19 protein-coding genes are annotated in these 21,803 nt (G+C 68.9%); 15 read left to right on the top strand and 4 right to left on the bottom strand.

The annotated features are described in order from the left end of the window. Positions 1 to 38: 38 nt before the first annotated feature. From QPR87_RS10775 to mnhG, 6 genes are read left to right on the top strand one after another with little or no spacing between them, the layout of a single operon-like run. Positions 39 to 2,918: a monovalent cation/H+ antiporter subunit A gene (locus QPR87_RS10775; RefSeq protein WP_011747612.1), complete on the top strand. Its 2,880-nt coding sequence runs from the start codon at positions 39 to 41 to the stop codon at positions 2,916 to 2,918. Continuing rightward, positions 2,918 to 3,262, top strand: a complete 345-nt coding sequence (locus QPR87_RS10770) for a Na+/H+ antiporter subunit C (protein WP_011747611.1) — start codon at positions 2,918 to 2,920, stop codon at positions 3,260 to 3,262. The genes QPR87_RS10775 and QPR87_RS10770 overlap by 1 nt, the downstream gene beginning before the upstream one ends. Further along, on the top strand, positions 3,262 to 4,992 hold the full coding sequence (locus QPR87_RS10765) for a monovalent cation/H+ antiporter subunit D (RefSeq protein WP_434555562.1): 1,731 nt from the start codon (positions 3,262 to 3,264) through the stop codon (positions 4,990 to 4,992). Before QPR87_RS10770 ends, QPR87_RS10765 begins: the two co-directional genes overlap by 1 nt. Continuing rightward, positions 4,989 to 5,477: a Na+/H+ antiporter subunit E gene (locus tag QPR87_RS10760; protein WP_011747609.1), complete on the top strand. Its 489-nt coding sequence runs from the start codon at positions 4,989 to 4,991 to the stop codon at positions 5,475 to 5,477. The genes QPR87_RS10765 and QPR87_RS10760 overlap by 4 nt, the downstream gene beginning before the upstream one ends. Further along, complete coding sequence (locus QPR87_RS10755; protein WP_011747608.1) at positions 5,474 to 5,755, top strand: K+/H+ antiporter subunit F; 282 nt, start codon at positions 5,474 to 5,476, stop codon at positions 5,753 to 5,755. Before QPR87_RS10760 ends, QPR87_RS10755 begins: the two co-directional genes overlap by 4 nt. Further along, positions 5,752 to 6,174 (top strand): monovalent cation/H(+) antiporter subunit G, encoded by a 423-nt coding sequence (mnhG, locus tag QPR87_RS10750; protein WP_011747607.1) that lies wholly within the window; start codon positions 5,752 to 5,754, stop codon positions 6,172 to 6,174. The genes QPR87_RS10755 and mnhG overlap by 4 nt, the downstream gene beginning before the upstream one ends. On the opposite strand, the gene aroB is transcribed toward mnhG, so the two are convergent. Together aroB and QPR87_RS10740 are read right to left on the bottom strand one after the other, a co-directional pair. Continuing rightward, positions 6,171 to 7,274, bottom strand: coding sequence for a 3-dehydroquinate synthase (aroB, locus tag QPR87_RS10745; RefSeq protein WP_285049571.1), 1,104 nt, complete (start codon positions 7,272 to 7,274; stop codon positions 6,171 to 6,173). The genes mnhG and aroB overlap by 4 nt on opposite strands. Further along, positions 7,271 to 7,807, bottom strand: coding sequence for a shikimate kinase (locus tag QPR87_RS10740; protein ID WP_011747605.1), 537 nt, complete (start codon positions 7,805 to 7,807; stop codon positions 7,271 to 7,273). Before QPR87_RS10740 ends, aroB begins: the two co-directional genes overlap by 4 nt. Before the next feature lie 127 nt (positions 7,808 to 7,934). Here QPR87_RS10740 and QPR87_RS10735 point away from each other — a divergent pair, with 127 nt between their 5' ends. From QPR87_RS10735 to QPR87_RS10720, 4 genes are read left to right on the top strand one after another with little or no spacing between them, the layout of a single operon-like run. After that, on the top strand, positions 7,935 to 8,192 hold the full coding sequence (locus QPR87_RS10735; protein WP_285049570.1) for a hypothetical protein: 258 nt from the start codon (positions 7,935 to 7,937) through the stop codon (positions 8,190 to 8,192). Then, complete coding sequence (locus tag QPR87_RS10730; RefSeq protein WP_285049569.1) at positions 8,179 to 9,801, top strand: amino acid adenylation domain-containing protein; 1,623 nt, start codon at positions 8,179 to 8,181, stop codon at positions 9,799 to 9,801. Before QPR87_RS10735 ends, QPR87_RS10730 begins: the two co-directional genes overlap by 14 nt. Beyond that, positions 9,798 to 10,769, top strand: a complete 972-nt coding sequence (locus tag QPR87_RS10725; RefSeq protein WP_285049568.1) for a tyrosine recombinase — start codon at positions 9,798 to 9,800, stop codon at positions 10,767 to 10,769. Before QPR87_RS10730 ends, QPR87_RS10725 begins: the two co-directional genes overlap by 4 nt. Continuing rightward, positions 10,766 to 12,118, top strand: coding sequence for an HlyC/CorC family transporter (locus QPR87_RS10720; RefSeq protein ID WP_502921606.1), 1,353 nt, complete (start codon positions 10,766 to 10,768; stop codon positions 12,116 to 12,118). The genes QPR87_RS10725 and QPR87_RS10720 overlap by 4 nt, the downstream gene beginning before the upstream one ends. On the opposite strand, the gene QPR87_RS10715 is transcribed toward QPR87_RS10720, so the two are convergent. Continuing rightward, on the bottom strand, positions 12,112 to 13,602 hold the full coding sequence (locus tag QPR87_RS10715; protein ID WP_285049566.1) for a nucleobase:cation symporter-2 family protein: 1,491 nt from the start codon (positions 13,600 to 13,602) through the stop codon (positions 12,112 to 12,114). The two genes, QPR87_RS10720 and QPR87_RS10715, sit on opposite strands and share 7 nt — an antisense overlap. Positions 13,603 to 13,692: 90 nt before the next feature. Then, complete coding sequence (locus QPR87_RS10710; RefSeq protein WP_285049565.1) at positions 13,693 to 15,657, bottom strand: tetratricopeptide repeat protein; 1,965 nt, start codon at positions 15,655 to 15,657, stop codon at positions 13,693 to 13,695. 94 nt (positions 15,658 to 15,751) lie between these two features. Here QPR87_RS10710 and tkt point away from each other — a divergent pair, with 94 nt between their 5' ends. From tkt to accC, 5 genes are all read left to right on the top strand, one after another. After that, positions 15,752 to 17,770 carry a transketolase gene (gene tkt / locus QPR87_RS10705; protein WP_285049564.1) on the top strand — a complete coding sequence of 673 codons (2,019 nt, stop codon included), beginning with the start codon at positions 15,752 to 15,754 and terminating at the stop codon, positions 17,768 to 17,770. Positions 17,771 to 17,954: 184 nt separating this feature from the next. Beyond that, entirely contained in the window at positions 17,955 to 18,881 is a 927-nt protein-coding gene (locus QPR87_RS10700) for a DMT family transporter (RefSeq protein WP_285049563.1), read from the top strand. Between the two features lie 25 nt (positions 18,882 to 18,906). Next, a complete protein-coding gene (locus QPR87_RS10695; RefSeq protein ID WP_285049562.1) occupies positions 18,907 to 19,797 on the top strand; it encodes a lysophospholipid acyltransferase family protein in 891 nt (296 codons plus the stop codon). A 103-nt stretch (positions 19,798 to 19,900) separates the two neighbouring features. Next, positions 19,901 to 20,422 (top strand): acetyl-CoA carboxylase biotin carboxyl carrier protein, encoded by a 522-nt coding sequence (gene accB, locus QPR87_RS10690; RefSeq protein ID WP_285049561.1) that lies wholly within the window; start codon positions 19,901 to 19,903, stop codon positions 20,420 to 20,422. Positions 20,423 to 20,429: 7 nt separating this feature from the next. Then, positions 20,430 to 21,782, top strand: a complete 1,353-nt coding sequence (gene accC, locus QPR87_RS10685; RefSeq protein WP_011747594.1) for an acetyl-CoA carboxylase biotin carboxylase subunit — start codon at positions 20,430 to 20,432, stop codon at positions 21,780 to 21,782. Positions 21,783 to 21,803 lie beyond the last annotated feature (21 nt).

The following is a 21,803-nucleotide window of genomic DNA, read 5'->3' as shown; positions in this document are numbered from 1 at the left end:
TATTATCTGCGCACACCCCGAACCGGAAAAGGAACACGATGGTCGAACAGAACCTGTTGCTCTTGCTTGTTCTGACGCCATTCGTGTCGGCCGCCCTGGCGGCCACGCTTCCCATAGGGGCGCGCAACGCCGAAGCCTGGCTGGCCGGGCTGACGATGATCGTCGCGCTGGTGATCCTGGGCGTGCTCTATCCCGCCGTGACCGAGGGGCGAAGCATCACCGGCACCTTCCGATGGGTCAGTTCCATCGGGCTTGACCTGACCTTCCGCATCGACGGGTTTTCCTGGCTGTTCATGGTGCTGGTGGCGGGGATAGGCTTCCTCGTCATCCTTTACGCGCGCTATTACATGTCGCCCGACGACCCGGTGCCGCGGCTTTATTCCTGCCTGCTGGCCTTTGCCGGCGCCATGTCGGGGCTGCTGCTGTCGGGCAACATCATCATGCTGGTGGTGTTCTGGGAACTGACCAGCATCGTGTCCTTCCTGCTGATCGGCTATTGGTTCCAGCGCCAGGATGCGCGCGACGGGGCGCGGATGTCGCTGATCGTCACCGCCTCGGGCGGGCTGTGCCTGATGGTGGCGATGATCATCCTGGGCCAGATCGCCGGCAGCTACGATCTCGACGCCGTGCTGGCCGCCGGGCCGCAGATCACCAGCCATCGGCTTTATCCGGCGGTGCTGATCCTGTTCGTGCTGGGCGCCTTCACCAAATCGGCGCAGTTCCCGTTCCATTTCTGGCTGCCGAACGCCATGGCGGCGCCGACCCCGGTTTCCTCCTACCTGCATTCGGCGACCATGGTGAAGGCCGGGGTCTTCGTGCTCTTGCGCTTTCATCCGGCGCTGGGGGGCACGGATGCCTGGTTCCAGATCGTCACCGGCATCGGCCTGACCACGCTGCTCCTGGGGGCGGTGACGGCGCTGTTCCGCCACGACCTCAAGGGCCTTCTGGCCTATTCCACCATCAGCCATCTGGGGCTGATCACCGCGCTGGCGGGGATCGGCACGCCCTTTGCGCTGGTCGCGGCGGTGTTCCACATCGTCAACCACGCGGTCTTCAAGGCCTCGCTGTTCATGGCCGCCGGGATCATCGACCACGAGACGGGCACCCGCGACATGCGCCGCCTGTCGGGGCTGGCCCGGGTGATGCCGGTCACGGCAGCTCTGGCGATCATCGCCTCGGGCGCCATGGCCGGGGTGCCGCTGCTCAACGGGTTCCTGTCCAAGGAGATGTTCTTCGAGGCGACCTATGTCTGGAACAACGGCGGCTCGCTCGACAGTTTCGCACCCTATGTCGCGGTGCTGGCCGGGGCGTTCAGCGCCGCCTATTCGCTGCGCTTCATCGTGAAGGTGTTCTTCGGCCCGCCCGCCACCGACCTGCCGCAGGAGCCGCACGAACCGCCGCTGCTGATGCGCCTGCCGGTGGCGATCCTGGTCGCGATCTGCCTTGCCGTCGGCATGTTCCCGCAGCAGGTGCTGGGCACCTGGCTGCAGACAGCCAGCCTGGCCGTGGTCGGCCCCGAACTGCCGCATTTCAGCCTGAAGATCTGGCACGGCGTGAACCCGCCGCTGATCATGAGCCTGATCGCCATGACGCTGGGCGCGCTGATCTATCTGCTGCCGCGCCGGCTGATCGATTCGGGCGAGGACGGCACGCGGCTGATGCGCCGGCTGGACTTCGCGCGCGGCTTCGACTGGCTGTTGCAGAACCTGACCATCCGCCTGCCGCGCTTCGCGCTGCGGGTGCTGTCGGCGAACGGCCTTCAGTCGCAGCTGCGCGCCATGGTGCTGCTGTCGCTGGCCGGGGCCTGGTTCGTGCTGCGGACGCTGGACTGGAACGTGCCCATGCCCGAATTGGGTGCCAGCGAGCTGGTCTTTGCCTTGCTCTGGGTCGTCGGCGGCACCTGCGCCATCGGCGCCGCCTGGCAGGCCAAGTATCACCGCTTTGCCGCCCTGGTGCTGATGGGCGGCGCGGGGCTGGTGACCTGCGCGACCTTCGTCTGGCTGTCGGCCCCCGACCTGGCCGTGACCCAGTTGCTGGTCGAGATCGCGACCACCGCATTGCTGCTTCTGGGCCTGCGCTGGCTGCCCAAGCGCAACGAAGAAATCGCCGGGGACAACAACCTGGTCGCCCGGTCGCGCCGCAGCCGCGATCTGCTGATCGCGCTGGCCTGCGGCTCGGGCATGACGGCGCTGGCGCTGGCGGTGCTGCTGACCCCGCCCGGCGCCTCGGTCGGCGACTGGTTCCTGCGCAACGCCTATGTCGAGGGCGGCGGCACCAATGTCGTCAACGTCATCCTGGTCGATTTCCGCGCCTTCGACACCTTCGGCGAGATCACCGTTCTGGCCATCGTCGGGCTGACCGTCTATGCGCTCTTGCGCCGCTTCCGCCCCGCGCCCGAAAGCGTCGAGCGCCCGCGCCCGCAGCTCGATGCCGAGGAGCAGGCGCTAGAAGCCTATCTCTTCGTGCCCTCGGTGCTGATGCAATGGCTGTTCGCGCCGATCATCGCGCTGTCGGCCTATCTGTTCTTCCGCGGCCATGACCTGCCGGGCGGGGGCTTTGCCGCCGGCGTCACGCTGGCCGTCGGCCTGCTGCTGCAATATGTCGCGGCCAATGTGCGCTGGGTCGAGGCGCGGATCATCGTGCTGCCGGTGCGCTGGATGGCCTCGGGGCTGACCATCTCGGCGGCGGTGGGGGCCGGGTCCTGGATCTTCGGCTATCCGTTCCTCAGCGCGCATGCACAGTATCTGGACATCCCGATCATCGGCAAGGTGCCCTTCTCGACCGCGATGCTGTTCGATTTCGGCGTGTTCTCGCTGGTGATGGGTGCCATCGTGCTGATGTTGATCGCCATCGCCCACCAGTCGCTGCGCGTCGCCCCGCGCGCCCGCCCGGTCGAACCCAGCGAGGAGACGAACTGATGGAACTGATCCTTGCCCTTGCCATCGGCATCCTGGTCGGCTCCGGCGTCTGGCTGATGCTGCGCCCGCGTTCCTATCAGGTCATCATCGGCCTGTGCCTGCTGGCCTATGGGGTGAACCTGTTCATCTTCGCCATGGGCCGGCTCTATATCGGCGGGGCGCCCATCATGCCCAAGGGCGGCTTCGTCGATCCGTCCGCCTATGCCGACCCGATGCCGCAGGCGCTGGTGCTGACCGCCATCGTCATCAGCTTCGCCACCACGGCGCTGTTCCTTGTCCTGATGATCGCCGCGCGCGGTGCCACCGGCACCGACCATGTCGACGGCCGGGAGCGCCATTCATGATGAACGACGGCACCATGCCCGATCACCTGATGATCGCGCCGATCCTGATCCCGCTGGTGGCGGGGGCGATCATGCTGTTCTACAACGACCGCAACCGGCAGACCAAGCTGATCATGGGGCTGGTGGCGGTCGGGCTGACCTTCCTGGCCTCGGTCGAGCTGATGTCGGGCGTGAAATCCGTGACCGAACAGGGCGGCACCGTCGTCGGGCTTTACCGCCTGGGCGACTGGCCGGTGCCGATCGGCATCGTGCTGGTGCTGGACCGGCTTTCGGCGATGATGGTGATGCTGACCGCGCTGCTGGCCGCGCCCTCGCTGATCTATGCCGCGGCCGGCTGGCACGGCAAGGGCCAGCATTACCACAGCATGTTCCAGTTCCTGCTGGCCGGGGTCAACGGCTCGTTCCTGACCGGCGACCTGTTCAACCTCTTCGTCTTTTTCGAGGTGATGCTGGCGGCCTCCTACGGGTTGATGCTGCACGGATCGGGTCCCGAACGGATCAAGGCCGGGCTGCATTACCTTGCCGTGAACCTTGCGGCCTCGCTGTTCTTCCTGATCGGGGTGGCGCTGGTCTATGGCACCACCGGCACGCTGAACATGGCCGATATCGGCCGGGCGCTCTATTGGCTCGACGATGCCGAGCGGCTGCTGTTCCATGCCGCCGCGACCTTCCTCGGCCTCGCCTTCCTGATCAAGGCCGCGGCCTGGCCGCTGTGCTTCTGGCTGCCGCCGACCTATGGCGCCGCCTCGCCGCCGGCCGCCGCGATCATGGCGATCATGACCAAGGTCGGGATCTATGTCATCCTGCGGCTGTCGCTGCTGGTGCTGGGGCCGGATGCCGGGCCCTCGGCGGGTTTCGGCGCCCCGGTGCTGATGATCGGCGGCGTGCTGACCATGGGCTTCGGCATGATCGGCATCCTCGGCACGCCGGAACTGGTGCGCAAGGGCGGCTATCTGGCGATCATCTCGTCGGGCACGGTGCTGGCCTCGATCGGCTTTGCGCAGGCCGGGGGCGGCAGTTCGATGCTGGGCGGCGCGCTTTACTACATGGTCGGCTCGACCGCCGCCATCTCGGCCTTCTTCCTGATCGCCGATCCCGTGAGCCGCAACGACGAGGGCGACGACGATGCCCCGGTCGAGACTGACGGCTTCGACCCGCTTTCGGAACGCTGGGCGCCGATGGGCCTCGGCACGGTCGAGGACACCACCGCCCCGGCCAGCCATCGCACGGTCAGCTGGCTGACCATGGCGATCTGCTTCAGCCTGGTCGCGGCGATGATCGCCGGCTTGCCGCCGATGCCGGGCTTCATCGGCAAGTTCGCCATCCTGCGCGGCGCGGTCCAGGACAACCTGCCCACCTCGGGCCATCTGCCGGTGATCCTGTGGGCCTATGCCGCCATGTTGATCCTGTCCGGCCTGGGGGCGCTGATCGCGCTGATGCGCTTCGGCATCCGCCGCTTCTGGGCCGAGGAAGGCCCGGCCCCGCGCATCCTGGCGCTGGAGGTGGTGCCGGTGGTCCTGCTGCTGGGCATGATCGGCTTGCAGACCGTGCGCTCGGATGCGCTGCTCGGCTATACCAATGCCACCGCGAGCGCGCTGCTTGAGCCCGGCGTCTATCGCAGGGCGGTGCTGGCCGGCGCCCAGGACGTTCGCGCCGCGCCCGTGCAAAGCCTCGCCCCCGATCCCCAGCCCCAGACCCAAACCCAGACCACGCAGGAGAAGGCGGAATGAGCCGGCTGGTGCCCCATCCCGTGCTTTCGGCCGCGCTGGTGGTGATGTGGCTGTTTCTGACCGCATTCACGCTGGGCCACCTGCTGCTTGGCACGCTGATCGCGCTGTGGGCGGGCTGGTCGGTCGAGCATCTGCACCCGCCGAAGCCGGTCTTTCGGCGCTGGCTGGCGATCCCCAAGCTGATGGCGATCGTGGCGGTGGACATCCTGCGCTCGAACATCACCGTGGCGCGGGTGCTGATCCTGGGCCCCGACCATCCGAAATACCATTCGGGCTTCGTCGAGCTGACGTTGCGCATGCGCGATCCCAACGCCATCGCGGTGCTGGCGATCATCCTGACCGGCACCCCCGGCACCGCCTGGATCGAGTTCGACCAGGAGGAAGGCCGGCTTCTGCTGCATGTCCTCGACCTGCGCAGCGACGACGACTGGCAAACCCTGATCCGCGACCGCTACGAGGCCCTGCTCATGGAGATATTCGAATGACGGCCGAGATCCTGCGTTTCGCCCTGGGCTATGCCCAGATCGCCCTGATCCTGGCGCTGGCGCTGGCCTGCTGGCGCATGCTGCTGGGTCCGCGCGCGCAGGACCGGGTGCTGGGGCTGGACACCATGTATATCAACGCCATGCTGCTGTTTCTGGTCATCGGCATGGGCAATGGCAATGTCTTCTTCTTCGAAGGCGCGCTGGTCATCGCCGTGCTGGGCTTCGTCACCACGGTCTGCGCGGCCAAGTTCCTGATGCGGGGCGAGGTGATCGAATGATGCATCTGGAGCAGCTGCCGCCCTGGGCCGCGCTCATCGTGGCGCTGTTCGTGGTGATCGGCGCCACGCTGACGCTGCTGGGCGGGGTCGGGCTGGTGCGGCTGAAAAGCTTCTACCAGCGACTGCATGCGCCGACGCTGGGCTACAGCTACGGCACGCTGCTGATCATCCTGGCATCGATGCTGATGTTCTCGCTGCTCGAGGGCCGCGCGGTGGTGCACGAGCTGATGATCGGCATCTTCATCATGATCACCACGCCGATCACGCTCTTGATGCTGGGCCGGGCCGCATTGCGCCGCGACCGCGACCGCAAGCTGGGCCATGACGAGGTGGTGCCGCCCCGCAACCGCACCGAGCCGCCCATCGAAACCGAGGACGAGGACGAAACCAAGGCCGAAACCGGCGGCCCGCAGCCCTAGCGCGACTGCGCCAGCACCTGCCGCAGCAAGGCGGGATCGACCGCATCGGTAACGAAGGCCCGGCCGATGCCGTGCGCCAGCACGAAGCGCAGCCGGCCGTCCTGCACCTTCTTGTCCTGGGCCATCAGACCGATCAGCGCCTCGTCATCGGGCAGGTCGCCCGGAATGTCGGCGATGCGCGCGGGCATGCCCATGGCGGCAAGATGTGCGGCGACGCGCGACGGCGCCTCCTGGCTGCAAAGCCCCATCTTCGCCGAAAGCTCGAAGGCCAGCGCGCAGCCGATCGCCACTCCCTCGCCATGCAGCAGCCGGTCGGAATAGCCGGTCGCCGATTCCAGCGCATGGCCGAAGGTATGGCCGAGGTTCAACAGCGCACGCTCGCCCTGCTCGGTTTCGTCGCGTTGCACGATGCCGGCCTTCATCTCGACCGAATGGCGCACGGCGCGCTGGCGCAGCGCCGGGTCGCTTGCCAGCCCCGCGGCATTGGCTTCCAGCCATTCGAAGAAATCCTCGTCGCCCAGCAGCCCGTATTTCGCCACTTCGCCATAGCCGGCCCGGAAGTCGCGCGGGCTCAGCGTGGTCAGCACGTCGATATCGGCCAGAACCAGCGCCGGCTGGTGAAAGGCGCCGATCAGGTTCTTGCCCTGCGGGCTGTTGATGCCGGTCTTGCCGCCGACCGAGCTGTCCACCTGCGCCAGAAGCGTCGTCGGGATCTGCACGAAGCGCACGCCGCGACGCAGGATCGCGGCGGCAAAGCCGGCCAGATCGCCGATCACCCCGCCACCCAGCGCGATCACCAGATCCTTGCGCTCGATCCTCTGGGCCAGCAGCCATTCCACGGCGCGGCCAAGCTCGGCCCAGCATTTCGTCGCCTCGCCCGCCGGCAGGGCCAGCGCCGGCGCCGCGATCCCCCGCCCGGCCAGGGATTCGCGCAATGCCGGCAGGTGCAGCGCCGCCACCGTCTCGTCGGTCAGGATGGCGACGCGGCGCGGTCCGGCCAGCGCCACGATCTCTTCGCCCGCCCGCGCCAGCAGGCCCTGGCCGATGCGCACGTCATAGGAACGCGCGCCCAGATCAACGTGAACGGTGTCGATGCTCATTTGCCCTCCAGGATCGCCGGATCATGCGCGCGGATCGCGTCCAGCACGCGGTCCGCCGTCTGTTCGATGCTGTCGCCGCGCTGCGCGGGGACGCGGATGTCGGCCAGCGCATAGACCGGGCTGCGCTCGTCCAGCAGCCGCTCCAGCGTGCCGCGCGGATCGGGGGTCTGAAGCAGCGGCCGGGTCGGGCGGTGCCGGACCCGATGCCAGAGCGTCTCCAGATCGCAGTCCAGCCAGACCGAGACGCCGTCTTCGCCGATGCGGGCGCGGTTCTCGGGACGCAGCCAGGCGCCGCCGCCGGTCGAGACGACGCCCGGCCCCGAGGCCAGGACCCGGCCCAGCACCTCCGATTCGCGGGCGCGAAAGAATTCCTCGCCGTCGCGGGCAAAGATTTCGGGGATGGTCATGGCGGCGGCGCGCTCGATCTCGGCATCGGTATCCGAGAACGGCCTGCGCAACCGGCGGGCAAGTTCGCCCCCGATCGCGGTCTTGCCCGCCCCCATCATTCCGATCAGCACGATGTTACGCCGCATCACCACCCGGATCCCGCCTCTTGCAACCGGAGAGACTGATGGCGTGATCTTTCGGGAAATGCCATATATATTTCGCACGAGCCGGCGACAGACCGGCACGGGCATATCGAGGCGGAAGGGACGTTTCATGCGGCTTTTGAAGGTGGTGGTGGTTCTGGTCATCCTGATTCTGGCGGGCCTGACCGGCTATGCCTATTTCGGCGACATGAGCTCGGACCCCCGCGAGATGCGGATGCCGGTCGAGCTGAACCTGGGTGCGGAACGCCCGGCGCCGATCTCGGCCTCCGTCCAGACCGCCCCCACGGCAGCCCCGGAAGACAGTGATGCCGTCCAGCCCGCCCCGGCGGCCGACGGCGCGGAAGCGGGGCAGAATGACCTCGACTGACGGCCTTCGCCTCGCCTGCGCCCTGGCGGCGGGGCTGGGGCTTGCCCTGCCGGCCGCCGCCAAGCCGCCGCTTTCGGCCAGCGACTGGCTGTCGGGCAGCGTGCAGGAACCCGACAACATCTCGTCCTGGCGGCCCGGCGATCCGCGCCCGCCCGAACTTCAGCGCCGGTCCAAGCGCGACATCGCCCCCACCGGCGCGGTCGAGCCGGTCGGCGTCACCCGGCTGGGCGAGGGCAATCCCGACGGCAAAGGCACGGTCTCGCCTCGCGCCGCCGGATTGCCGCCGGACCTTTGGGGCGACAGCGACGCGGCGGTGCTGGTGCGGCAGATCCGCGGCTCGAACCCGCGCCTGCCGGCGCTGCGCCGGCTGGAACGGCGGCTGCTGGCCGCGCAACTGCGCCCGCCGCGGACCGAGGCCGGGCAAGAAGGCGCGCTGTTCCTGGCCCGCGTCGACAAGCTTCTGGACATGGGCGCCACGGGCGCCGCCAAGGAACTGCTGAAAGCCGCCGGCCCCGGCGACCCCGAGCGGTTCCGGCGCCTTTTCGACATCGCCCTGCTTTCCGGCGACGAGGCCCATGCCTGCGAGATCATGGACCGCACCCCCGGCGTCGCGCCCAGCTTTCCGGCCCGCATCTTCTGCCTGGCGCTTGGCGGCGACTGGGCGGCGGCGGCACTGGTCTTTCACGGCGCCCATGCCATGGGGCGGATCGATCCGCAGATGGCCGAACTGCTGGCGCAATATCTGGACGACAGCTATTCCGACGGCGCCGAGGAACTCGTTCCGCCGACGGTGGTCACGCCGCTGGAACTGCGCCTGCACGAGGCGATCGGCCAGCCCTTGCCCTCCTCCAACCTGCCTTTGGCCTTCGCGCTGGCCGACCTGGACCAGAACGAGGGCTGGAAGGCCCGGCTGGACGCGGCCGAGCGGCTGGCGCGGGCGGGGGCGATCCCGGCCTCGCAGCTGCGCATGATCTACCTGGAACAGAAGCCCGCCGCCTCGGGCGGGGTCTGGGATCGCGCCGGTGCCGTGCAGGCGCTGGCCGATGCGCTGCTGCTGCGCGATGCCGGGGCCGTGGCGCGAACCCTGCCGCCCGCCTTCGACGCCATGGTCCCCGCGGGGCTGGGCCCGGCGTTGGCCGAAATGGTCGGGGCCGAGGTCGGCGCCCTGGGGATGGAGGGCCGCGCCGGCCGGATCGCGCTGTGGCTGGCCTTGCAGGCCGCGCAGCCGCAGGTGGTGCAGGCTCCGCCCGCCGATGCCCAAGCCTTCGACCTGTGGCTCTTGCGCTTTGCCGAGGGCGAGCCCGAATCCGCGCCGCCCCCGGGCGAGGGAGAGCCGCTTGCAGCCGATCTTTTCCCAGCCTTCCTGGGCCCTTCGGAGCGAAACCTGCCGCAGAATGCGGCGCAGTTGATCCTGGCCGGCCGGCGGGGCGAGGCGCTGCTTGCCGCCATCGCGGATGTCGATGCCGGGCTTGACGGCGACCTGCCGCGCGCCGCGCAGGGCCTGCGCGTGCTGCGGGTGCTGGGCCAGCAGGAGATCGCACGCCAGGCCGCGGTCGAGCTGATCCTGGCCCCGATGATGGCGCCCGCGCCCGGCGCCGGGATGCCATGAGCCGCGGCCGCCTCGACGACCGGGGCCGGATCTCGGCCTTTCTCGACGCGCAGGCAGCCGAGGCGGGGGCGGCGCGCAACACGCTTCTGGCCTATGGCCGCGACCTGCGGGATTTCGTGGACTGGCTGGCCGCCCGGAATGAGACGCTGCTGACCGTCCCGCGCGAGGGGGTCGAGGACTACCTGTCCCATTGCGATGCCCAGGGCCTGTCGCGGGCGACGCGGGCGCGGCGGCTGTCCGCGATCCGGCAACTGACCCGCTTCGCACTGGACGAGGGCTGGCGCGAGGACGACCCCGCCGGCCGCATCAGCGGGCCGGGGCGTGCGCAGCGCCTGCCCAAGGTCCTTGACCGCGCCGAGGTGCAGGCCATGCTGGACGCCCTGCCCCGCATCGGCCGCAACGAAACCGAGCGCGCCCGCAACCTGGTGCTGGTCGAACTGGTCTATGCCACCGGCATGCGGGTCAGCGAGCTGGTCTCGCTGCCGGTCGGGGCCTGCCGCGGCGATCCGGCGCTGCTGCTCATCCGCGGCAAGGGTGGCAAGGAACGCATGGTGCCACTCAGCGAGCCCGCCCGCCGGGCATTGGCCGCCTGGCTGAAGCGGCGCGACGACGCGCCGGCGGAAAGCCCGCTGGGCCGGCTTGTCGCCGGCAAGGGCGCACGCTGGCTGTTTCCCGCCCCCAGCCGCGAAGGGCACATGACCCGGCAGGCGATGAACGCGCTGCTGGGGCAATTGGCGCTGGCGGCGGGGATCGACCCGGCCCGCGTCTCGCCCCACGTCATCCGCCACGCCTTTGCCACGCATCTGCTGGAAGGCGGGGCGGATCTGCGCGCCATCCAGACGCTCTTGGGCCATGCCGATCTGGGCACGACCGAGATCTATACCCATGTCATGGACACGCGGATGCGCGATCTGGTGCTGAACCACCATCCGCTGGCCAAGGGCCGCCGGGACGAGAACGAGCAATGATGTCCCCGACTGTCCCGGACGCCCTGCCCGCCCATGATCCGGCCTTCTGGCCGATCATCGCGGCGATCCTGCTGCTCCTGGCGCTTTCGGCCTTTTTCTCGGGTGCCGAGACGGCGCTGGGTGCCGCAAGCCGCAGCAAGCTGCGCGCCCGCGCCGACAAGGGCGACCCGCGGGCGGCCGAGGCGCTGGAGGCCAGGGAGAACAGCGAAAACCTGAACGGCGCGATCCTTGTCGGCAACAATCTGGTCAAGCTGCTGGCCACCAGCCTTGCCGCCGCGCTTGGCCTGCGCATCTCGGGCTGGGGCGGGATGGCGCTTGCGGTGCTGGTCCTGGCGCTTTTGCTGCTGGTGTTGGCCGAGGTGCTGCCCCGCAGCCTGGCCCGCATCGCCCCCGAGGAAATGGCCGGCCGCATCGCCCGGCCGCTGGGGGTGCTGGCCCGGATCCTTGCGCCCGTGGTCTGGACGGTGCGGCTGATCGCGCGCGGCCTGCTGGCGCCCCTGGGCATCCGCGCCGGCGGCACGGGCCCGGTCTTTTCGGTCCAGGACGAGATCGCCGACGCGCTGGCCGTCGCACAATCCAGCGGAGCCGTGCAGAAGGAAGAGCGCGACCTGCTGATGGGCGCGCTGGACCTGGGCGAGCGTTCGGTCGAGGAGATCATGCTGCACCGCTCGAACATCGAGATGATCGATGCCGGCCTGTCCGCCGACGCGGTGCTGGATCTGGTGCTGAAAAGCCCGCATACCCGCCTGCCCGTCTATCGCGGCGAGCGCGAGAACGTCGTGGGCGTGATCCATGCCAAGGATCTGCTGCGCGGCGTGCGCCGGGCCATGCAGGAGGGCGGCCCCGAGGCATTGCGCGGCTTCGACGTTCTCAGCATCGCCATGCCGCCCTATTTCGTGCCCGACACCACGCCGCTGGACGAGCAGATGCAGGAGTTCATGAAGCGGCGCACGCATTTCGCGCTGGTGGTGGACGAATATGGCAGCCTGCGCGGGCTGATCACGCTGGAGGACATCCTGGAAGAGATCGTCGGCGAGATCACCGACGAGCACGACACGGACGCCGCCCGGACCCTGGTGCCGAATGCGCAGGGCGAGTACCTGGTCGACGGCGCGATGACCATCCGCGACCTGAACCGGGCGCTGGACTGGACCCTGCCCGACGACGAGGCCAATACCGTCGCCGGCCTGGTGATCCACATGGCCCAGTCGATCCCCTCGGCGGGCCAGGTGTTCTCGTTCCATGGCTACCGCTTCGAGGTGCTGTCGCGGCGGGAAAACCGCATCACCCGGCTGCGCATCCGCCCGCTGGAGCTGCCCCCGGCGAGCGAGCCCGCCCCCGATCAGTGATCGGCCATGCCGGCGGCGCGCTTGGCGTCCTCGACGCTGCCGCCGGTGCCGTTGAAAAAGGCGTTCAGCGCCACCGCCGCGATGGTTGCCAGCAGGATGCCCGATTCGACCAGCGGGTGGATGGCATGCGGCATCCATTGCTTGAAGTCCGGGGCGATCAGCGGGATCATCCCGAAGCCGAGCGCCACCGCCACCACGAACAGGTTGTTGCGGTTGCCGGCGAAATCCACCGTCGAGAGGATGCGGATCCCGGTCGCGGCGACCATGCCGAACATGACGAGCCCCGCGCCGCCCAGAACCGGGGTCGGCAGCGATTCGACCGCCGCGCCCATCTTCGGCACCAGCCCGAACAGGATCAGGATCAGCCCGCCCCCGACGCAGATGAAGCGGCTCTTGATCCCCGTGACGCCGACAAGGCCGACGTTCTGGCTGAAGGATGTATAAGGGAAGGTGTTGAAGATGCCGCCGATCAGCGTGCCCAACCCGTCGGTGCGCAGGCCGGCGGTCAGACGCTGCGGCGTGATCTCGCGCCCGGTCATCTCACCCAGGGCCAGGAACATGCCGGTCGATTCGATCATCACCACGATCATCACCAGCACCATGGTCACGATCAGCACCGGGTCGAAGATCGGCGTGCCGAAATGAAAGGGCGCGACGATGCCGAACCAATGCGCCTCGGCCACCTTCTCGAAGGTCATCTGACCCAGCACGATGGTCAGCGCCGCGCCGATCAGCATGCCCAGGAGCACCGCGATATTGGCAACGAAACCGCGGCCAAAGCGCGCGATCACCAGGATCGCGACCAGAACCACGCCCGAGATGACGATGTTGACGGGCTGGGCATAAAGCGGGTTCTGCACGCTGGGTGCGGGGGCAAAGCCCTCGGGCAGCGCCGGCACGGCGCCGGTTCCGGCCAGTTCGCGCAGCTGGTTCAGCCAGCCCATGGCAACCGGATCGACGACCTTGGGCGCGGTCGGGCCGACCGGGTTGCCGAAGATCCAGTTGATCCCCACCCGCATCAGCGTGACGCCGATCACCAGGATGATGGTGCCGGTGACCAGCGGCGGAAAGAATTTCAGCATTCGCCCGACAAAGGGCGCGATCAGCATGGCGACGATCCCCGCCCCGATGATGGCGCCAAAGATCATCCGCGCGCCCTCCGGCCCCGGATAGGCATTGGCCATGGCGACCATCGGCCCGACCGAGGCGAAGGTGACGCCCATCATCACCGGCAACTGGATGCCGAACCAGCGCGTGACGCCCAGCGACTGGATGATGGTGGCGATGCCGCAGCAGAAGAGGTCGGCCGAGATCAGGAAGGCCACGTCCTCGGGCGAAAGCCGCAGCGCCCGCCCGACGATCAGCGGCACGGCGACCGCGCCGGCATACATGACCAGAACGTGCTGCAAGCCCAGGGTCGTCATGCGCAGCGGCGGCAGGATCTCGTCTACCGGATCGACCACCGGAGTTGCGGTTTTGGCCATGATGCCCCCATCGTTGGAAAATTCGCTGCTTTTCCTGCAAGGGTGCGACGGCGGCCGGCTTTTGGCAAATGCTTTATGACGATCGCGTGATCATCCGGCGCACGCGACATCGGCTGCGGCATCCGCCGGCGCCCCGGCCCGCATCTGCCTGCGCAATGCGCGGTGCAGGGTTTCGGTCAGGCGCAGGTCCGGCCAGACCGCCTCGGCCGCGCGCAGATGCGCCTCGGCCCTTGCGCGGTCCTGCCCTTCCACCGCGCGCAGCGCCGCCGACAGCCGCAAGAGCGGCTGGTCGGGCGCCGTCTCCAGCGCCGCATCCAGCCAGCGCCAGCCGGCCTTGCGATTCCCGGCAGCGAAACAGGCATCGGCCAGCCGCTTGCGCGTCAGCATCCTGCCGGGTCGCGCCGCGTCCAGCCAGTGCAGGATCGCAAAGGCGCGATTCAGCCGGCCATGCAGCCTCAGGACCGAGGCGCAAAAGCCCAGCCATGCCGCATCCTTGTCATCCAGCACGGGATTGCCGCCCTTGGCCAGCCCCGCCTCGATCCCCGCCAGACGCTCGCCAAAGGGCTCAAGCTTGCGCCACAGGTCGGGCCAGAGCAGCATTTCGCGCTGCGGCCCCGGATCGCGCACGAATTCCGACCAATCGATTCGCAGCACCCAAAGCGGCAGGATCCGGCCCTTGCCGCGAACCGGATCGGGCTGGGCATGAACCGCCAGCAGTTCGGGCGCAAAGCCAAGTGCCCGGCCCGCGGCGGCGCCCTCGCGCATCAGCCGATGCGCCAGCCCCGGCATGATCGGCCCCTCGGCCGCGCGCCCGGCAAAGAGCATGTCCAGAAAACCCGCGTCCAGACCGCCGCCGGACCCGTCCGCATCCCCGCCCCGCCCGCCGGTCACCAGCAGCACCTGCCGGCATTGCGGCTTGTCGCGGTTGCGCATCGACGGCACCGCCAGGCCCCGCTGCGCCAGTTCCCGCGCCTGTCGCCTGCGCCCTGCCGACCAGGCCAGCAACGCAAGCTCGCGATAAAGAAACGGGAAGCGCTCCAATAGATCGAGGCGACCGGCCAGCGCATCGACCAGTTCGGTGCCTCGCCCGCAGCTTGCGGCGTGGCGCGCGGCATAGCTTACGCTTTGCGCCAGGTCGCCGGGTGCGAAGAAGCTGTCCGGCCGTGCGATCACCCGGTCCAGCAGCGCATCATGGCTTTCAAGCTGCGCATCGGCGGGCAGCGCGCCGGGCAACGCCACGATCCGGCAGTGCCCGATCATCGCCGCCGCGCGCGAAAAGGCGCTGTGGCTGGGCGCCCCCACCTCGGCGCAACCGGCCATCAGCAGCAGTTCCAGCAGGTCCCGCTCGGCCGCCGAGAGCCGGCCATGGTCGAGCAACTCGTTCACGGGCAGGATGCGCGGATCGCCGCGACGCAGATGCCCGACCGCCGCAAGGGTGTCGGAAAAGGCGATCACCGGCCCCTCCCTGTCCGCGACGAAGGCGCGGAAGAATTCGTCGGGCACATATTTCGACGCCCAGGAGGAATAGGACCACGGATCGCCGTCCAGGATGTCGCCGCGCCGCACATGGATGGCCAGCGGCTGGCCGCCGCCCACCCCCGCCAGGATGCGCCGCGCCCGCGCCAGCGCCCGTGTCAGGCGTGGCGACAGGGCAAGCTCGGCCGCCGCCGCGCGCAGCCCCTCCGCCGCCTCGGCCTCGGATTCGTCCATGAAGCGCACGATCTCGGACATGGCGTCGCATTCATAGCGCTGCCCCTCGGCCAGGGTGCGGGCGAAGCCGGCGCCGTTCATGCCTGGCGCCGCGGCGGGCAGGTTGCGCAGACCCGACCGCTCGGGCGCATGCGCGACGATATCGATATGCGCGGCCACGAATTCGGAGGCCAGGAAGTCGCGCGGGTCGACCAGCTCGGGATAGGGGCCGTCGGGCTGCGAAAGCCAGAGATAGCGGCCGGGGACGCCGAACTTGCGCGACAGGCGCATGACGTTGAGCATGCAGATCAGCCGCGCCCCGATCCGATCCTGCCGGAAACCGACGATGGCCTGGCCCTGTGTCATGCGAAACCGTCCCCTCCGATCCCGTGGCGGGTTGCAACCGCGCGCCCTCCTGCCTATCAGGACGTGCCGCCATACAACAGCACGGAATCCCGATATGGACATCGCCGACCGCCGCAAGGCCGATCCCGCTCACTGGCGCCTCGCCACCGCGATCCGCGCCCTTTCCATGGACGCCGTCGAGGCCGCGAACTCGGGCCATCCCGGCATGCCGATGGGCATGGCCGACGTCGCCACGGTCCTGTTCCGCAACCATCTGAAATTCGACGCCGCCGCACCGAACTGGTTCGACCGCGACCGCTTCGTGCTGTCGGCCGGCCACGGCTCGATGCTGATCTATTCGCTGCTCTACCTGACCGGCTACGAGCAGATGTCGATCGACCAGATCCGCAATTTCCGGCAATGGGGCTCGATCACCGCCGGCCACCCGGAATTCGGCCATGCCGAGGGCGTCGAGACGACGACCGGCCCGCTGGGCCAAGGCATCGCCACCGCCGTCGGCTTCGCCATCGCCGAAGAGGCGATGCGCGCCCAGTTCGGCGAGGGGCTGTGCAGCCACAAGACCTGGGTCATCGCCGGCGACGGCTGCCTGATGGAGGGCATCAGCCAGGAGGCCGTCGGCCTGGCCGGCCACCAGAAGCTCGGAAACCTGATCGTGCTCTGGGACAACAACGACATCACCATCGACGGCCGGGTGTCGCTGTCGGATTCGACCGACCAGCTGAAACGCTTCGAGGCCTCGGGCTGGCGCACGCTGTCCTGCGACGGCCACGACCCGGCCGATATCGAGCGCGCACTGGCCGATGCCGCCAGCGGCAAGGACGACCGCCCGGTGCTGGTCGCCTGCAAGACCATCATCGGCTACGGCGCGCCGAACAAGCAGGACAGCTCGGGCGTGCACGGCTCGGCGCTGGGGGCGGCGGAAATCGTCGCCGCGCGCGAGGTGCTGGGCTGGGATTCGCCCGCCTTCGTCATCCCCGAGGACATCCTGGCCGAGTGGCGCGCCATCGGCGCCAAGGGCCGCGAGGCACGCGAAGCCTGGGCCGCCCGCGTCGATGCGGCAGAGAACCGCGACGAATTCGCCCGCCGCATCTCGGGCGGCGTCAGCGACCGGCTTGCCCCGACCATCGCGGCGCTGAAACAGCAGGCGCTGGACAGCAAGCCCAAGGTCGCCACCCGCAAGGCCAGCGAGATGGTGCTGGAGGTGGTGAACCCCGAACTGCCCGAAACCATCGGCGGCTCAGCCGACCTGACCGGCTCGAACAACACCAGGACCAAGGATCTGGGCACCTTCTCGCCGGAAAACCGCAAGGGCCGCTATATCAACTACGGCATCCGCGAACACGGCATGGCGGCAGCGATGAACGGCCTCTGGCTGCATGGCGGGCTGCGCCCCTATGGCGGCACCTTCATGTGCTTCACCGATTACGCGCGCGGCGCCATGCGGCTCTCGGCGCTGATGGGCCTGCCGGTGACCTATGTCATGACCCATGACAGCATCGGCCTGGGCGAGGACGGCCCGACCCACCAGCCGGTCGAGCATCTGGCGATCTGCCGCGCCACGCCCAACACGCTGACCCTGCGACCCTGCGACCTGATCGAGACCGCCGAGGCCTGGGAAATCGCGCTGTCGAGCGAATCCACCCCGGCCGTGCTGGCGCTGTCGCGCCAGAACCTGCCGATGCTGCGCGAACAGGCGGGCGAGAACCTGACCGCCCGCGGCGCCTATACCCTGCGCGAGGCCAGCGCCGCGCCCAAGGTGATCCTGATGGCCTCGGGCTCCGAGGTCGAGATCGCCGTCGCCGCACGCGATGCGCTGGAGGCCGAGGGCGTGCCCACCCGCGTCGTCTCGGTCCCGTCGATGGAGCTGTTCCGCGACCAGGATGCCGAATACCGCCAGCAAGTCCTGCCCGCCGGCACGGTGCGCGTCGCCATCGAGGCCGCCGTGCGCCAGCCCTGGGACTGGCTGCTCCTGGGCGAGCGCGGGCGCGAGGAGACTTCGGGCTTCATCGGCATGACCGGCTTCGGCGCCTCTGCCCCGGCGCCGGTGCTCTACAAGGAGTTCGGCATCACCGCCGAGGCGGCCGCCGCCGAAGCCCGCCGCCTGCTGGGCTGATCCAGACACCGGGCCGCGCTCTCCAAGGCGCGGCCCGCACGCTTCTTCGTTCCTCAAATACTCATGCGACAGCGCCCAGGGGCGCCCTGCTCGCCCGGTTTTTCACCGTTTCCCAAATACTCATGCGACGGCACCCGGGAGGCGCACCAGCCCGCCCCAAGGCGCCCAGGCCCAAGGAAGCAGCATGACCCCGCCAAAAGCCGATCCCGGCGCAGTGGCACCGATCCTCGCACCCGCCGGCGATCCGGCCCGCTCGACGCAATTGCGCGGCATCCTGCTTCTGCTGCTGGCGATCCTGCTGTTCACGCTCATGGATGCGACCGGCAAGCATCTCTCGACGCTCTACCATCCGGTGCAGGTGGTCTGGGTGCGCTTCGTCACCAACCTGGCCATCGTCGCGGTGATCTTCGCGCCCAGGCTGCGCAGCACCCTGGCCACCCGCCGCCCGGTGGTGCAGTTCTTTCGCGGCGTGACGCAACTGGCCTCGATCCTGCTGTTCTTCAGCGCATTGCAATTCATCGGCCTGGCCGAGGCCACCGCGATCATGGACATCAACCCGGTGCTGATCACGCTGGGCGCGGCGATCTTCCTGGGCGAATCGATCGGCATCCGCCGCGTCCTCGGCATTCTCGCCGCGCTGTGCGGCGCCGTGATCATCATCCGCCCCGGCGCGGGCGTGTTCCATCCCGCCGCGCTGCTGGCGCTGGTCGCCGCCTTCACCTATGCGGCCGGCGCCCTGCTGACCCGTATCGCGCGCAGCGATTCCACCGCGACCTCGGTGCTGTGGTCGGCGCTGGTCGGCTCGATCCTCTCCTCGCTCGCGGTGCCCTTCTTCTGGCAGCCCGTCGCGGCCGGGGACATCTGGGCCTTCCTGCTGCTCGGCGGGCTCGGTACGGCGGCGCAGGCTCTGTTGATCCGGGCCTTCTCGCTGGCCGAGGCCGCAGCCATCGCCCCCTTCGGCTATACCGGGCTGATCTGGGCCGGGTTCTGGGGCTGGCTCTTCTGGGGCACCCTGCCCGACCTCTGGACCTTTGTCGGTGCGTTGATCATCGTGGTCGCGGGCATATATGTCTGGATGCGCGAGGCCCGCGCCATGCATCGGCCCGCATGAACCGAAGCCCAGAAGCAGGACCGCGATGAGCGAGACCGAAACCCAGGACGCCGCGCCGCTGCGCGACCGCATCGCCAACGGCGCCTTCCTTGCCATCATGGGCCTGGCCCGCATCCTGCCCTATGAGCGGCGCATCCCCGCCATGGGCTGGTTCTTCGCCCATGTGCTGGGCCCCCTCGCCGGCTGGCGCAGGCGCATCCGCGCCAACCTGGCCATGGCGCGCCCCGACCTCTCGGCCTCCGAGGTCCGCCGCCTGGCCCGCGCGGTGCCGGACAATGCCGGCCGCTCGCTGGCCGAGATCTATTCCGGCACCGAGTTCACCGACCGCATCCACCGGACCGATCCCCTGACCGGCCCCGGCCTGCCGGCGCTGGAACAGGCCGCGCAGGCAGGCCGGCCGGTCATTCTGGCCGTGGCGCATTTCGGCAACTACGATGCCATGCGCGCGGCGCTGACCGGGCGCGGCTGGCCGGTGGGCGCGCTTTACCGGCCGATGAACAACGAGGCCTTCAACCGCCATTACATCCCCGCCATGCGCGCCATCGCCGAGCCGATGTTCCCGCGCGGCCGCGCCGGGCTGGCCGCCATGCTGCGCTTTCTCAAGGGCGGCGGCTGGCTTTCGCTGGGCTTCGACCAGTTCGACGGCCACGGCACCGAGCTGCGCTTTTTCGGCCTGCCGTCGAAGACCGTGCTGACCCCGGCGGAACTGGCGCTGCGCTACGATGCGCTGATCCTGCCCATCGCCGGGGTGCGCCAGCCCGACGGGCTGAGCTTTCGCGTCGAGGTCGGCGAACCCGTTCCGCACAGCGATCCGATAACCATGATGCAGGCGCTGAACGACGATCTGGAGCGGCTGGTCCGTGCGCATATGGAGCAATGGTTCTGGGTGCATCGGCGCTGGAAACGCAGGGGCTAGGCGGCGAATCCCTTTCCCTTGGGTTGTCCGACGGTCTATAAGTGCGCCCAAATCCGCCGCGCAAGCAGAACGCGGGCCCCGAAAACGACATCCAGAGGACGGCATGAGCGACGAATCCAAAAACGCTGGTCACGAAAAACGTCATCACGAGGGCGATGTCGCCTTCATCCAGGCGCTGGCCGAATTGCTCAATCGCAACGAGCTGACCGAACTGACCGTCAAGCGCGAATATGACGAGAACGACCGGCTGACCGTCAGCCTTTCCAAGCAGAACAAGCAGATCATCCAGACCGTGGCCGCGCCCGCCGCCGCCCCAGCACCCACCGCACCCGCTGCCCCGGCGGCGCCTGCCGCCCCGGTCCCGGCCGCCAGCGAGGATCCGGCCAGCCTGCCCGGCGTCGTGGCCTCGCCCATGGTCGGCACCGCCTATCTGGCGCCCGAGCCCGGTGCCACGCCCTTCGTCACCATCGGCCAGCAGGTCAAGGAGGGCGAGACGCTGATGATCGTCGAGGCGATGAAGACGATGAATCACATCCCCTCGCCCCGCTCGGGCACGGTCAAGCGCATCCTGGTCGACGACGGCAGCCCGGTCGAGTTCGGCGCGCCCCTGATGGTCGTCGAGTGAGGCGCGGATGTTCGACAAGATCCTGATCGCCAACCGAGGCGAGATCGCGCTGCGCGTGATCCGCGCCTGCCGCGAAATGGGCATCGCCTCGGTCGCGGTGCATTCCACCGCCGATGCCGATGCCATGCATGTGCGCATGGCCGACGAATCCGTCTGCATCGGCCCGCCGCCCTCGACCGACAGCTACCTGTCGCAGCCCGCCATCATCTCGGCCTGCGAGATCACCGGCGCCCAGGCCGTGCATCCCGGCTATGGCTTCCTGTCGGAAAACGCCAGCTTCGTGCAGATGGTCGAGGATCACGGCATCACCTTCATCGGCCCCTCGGCGGAACATATCCGCATCATGGGCGACAAGATCACCGCCAAGGAAACCGCCAAGTCGCTGGGCATCCCGGTGGTGCCCGGCTCGGACGGCGGCGTGGCGGACGTGGCTGCGGCGCGGCAGGTCGCCGCCCAGATCGGCTATCCGGTCATCATCAAGGCCACTGCCGGCGGCGGCGGGCGTGGCATGAAGGTCGCCCATGACGAGGCCGCGCTGGAGACCGCCTTCCGCACCGCCCGCGCCGAGGCCAAGGCCGCCTTCGGCAACGACGAGGTCTATATCGAGAAATACCTGCAGCGCCCGCGCCATATCGAGGTCCAGGTCTTTGGCGACGGCCGCGGCCGCGCCGTGCATCTGGGCGAGCGCGACTGTTCGCTGCAACGCCGCCACCAGAAGGTCTTCGAAGAGGCGCCCGGCCCGGTCATCACCGCCGAGCAGCGCGCCCGCATCGGCGGCATCTGCGCCAATGCCATGGCCAAGATCGGCTATCGCGGCGCCGGCACCATCGAATTCCTGTTCGAGGACGGCGAGTTCTATTTCATCGAGATGAACACCCGCCTCCAGGTCGAGCATCCGGTGACCGAGGCGATCTTCGGCGTCGACCTGGTGCGCCAGCAGATCCTGGTCGCCGCCGGCGAGGAGATGGAGTTCCGCCAGGAGGATCTGCAGATCCACGGCCATGCCATCGAAGTGCGGATCAACGCCGAGAAGCTGCCGAACTTCACCCCTTCGCCCGGCACGATCTCGCAATATCACGCGCCGGGGGGCCTGGGCGTGCGGATGGATTCGGCGATCTATGACGGCTATCGCATCCCGCCCTATTACGACAGCCTGATCGGCAAGCTGATCGTGCATGGCCGCGACCGCCCCGAGGCGCTGGCGCGGCTGAACCGCGCCTTGGGCGAGTTGATCGTGGACGGGATCGACACCACCGTGCCGCTATTCCGGGCGCTGATCGAAAATCCCGACATCCAGAACGGCGAGTATTCGATCCACTGGCTGGAGCGCTGGCTGGCCGAGATGGCCGTCAGCGCCTGAGCGATGCGGCAGCCGGCGCGA

The organism is Paracoccus sp. SSJ, assembly GCF_030234105.1.
GTDB lineage: Bacteria > Pseudomonadota > Alphaproteobacteria > Rhodobacterales > Rhodobacteraceae > Paracoccus > Paracoccus denitrificans.
Note: the sequence above shows the minus strand (reverse complement) of the source record. Positions and strands in the feature narration are given on the sequence as shown.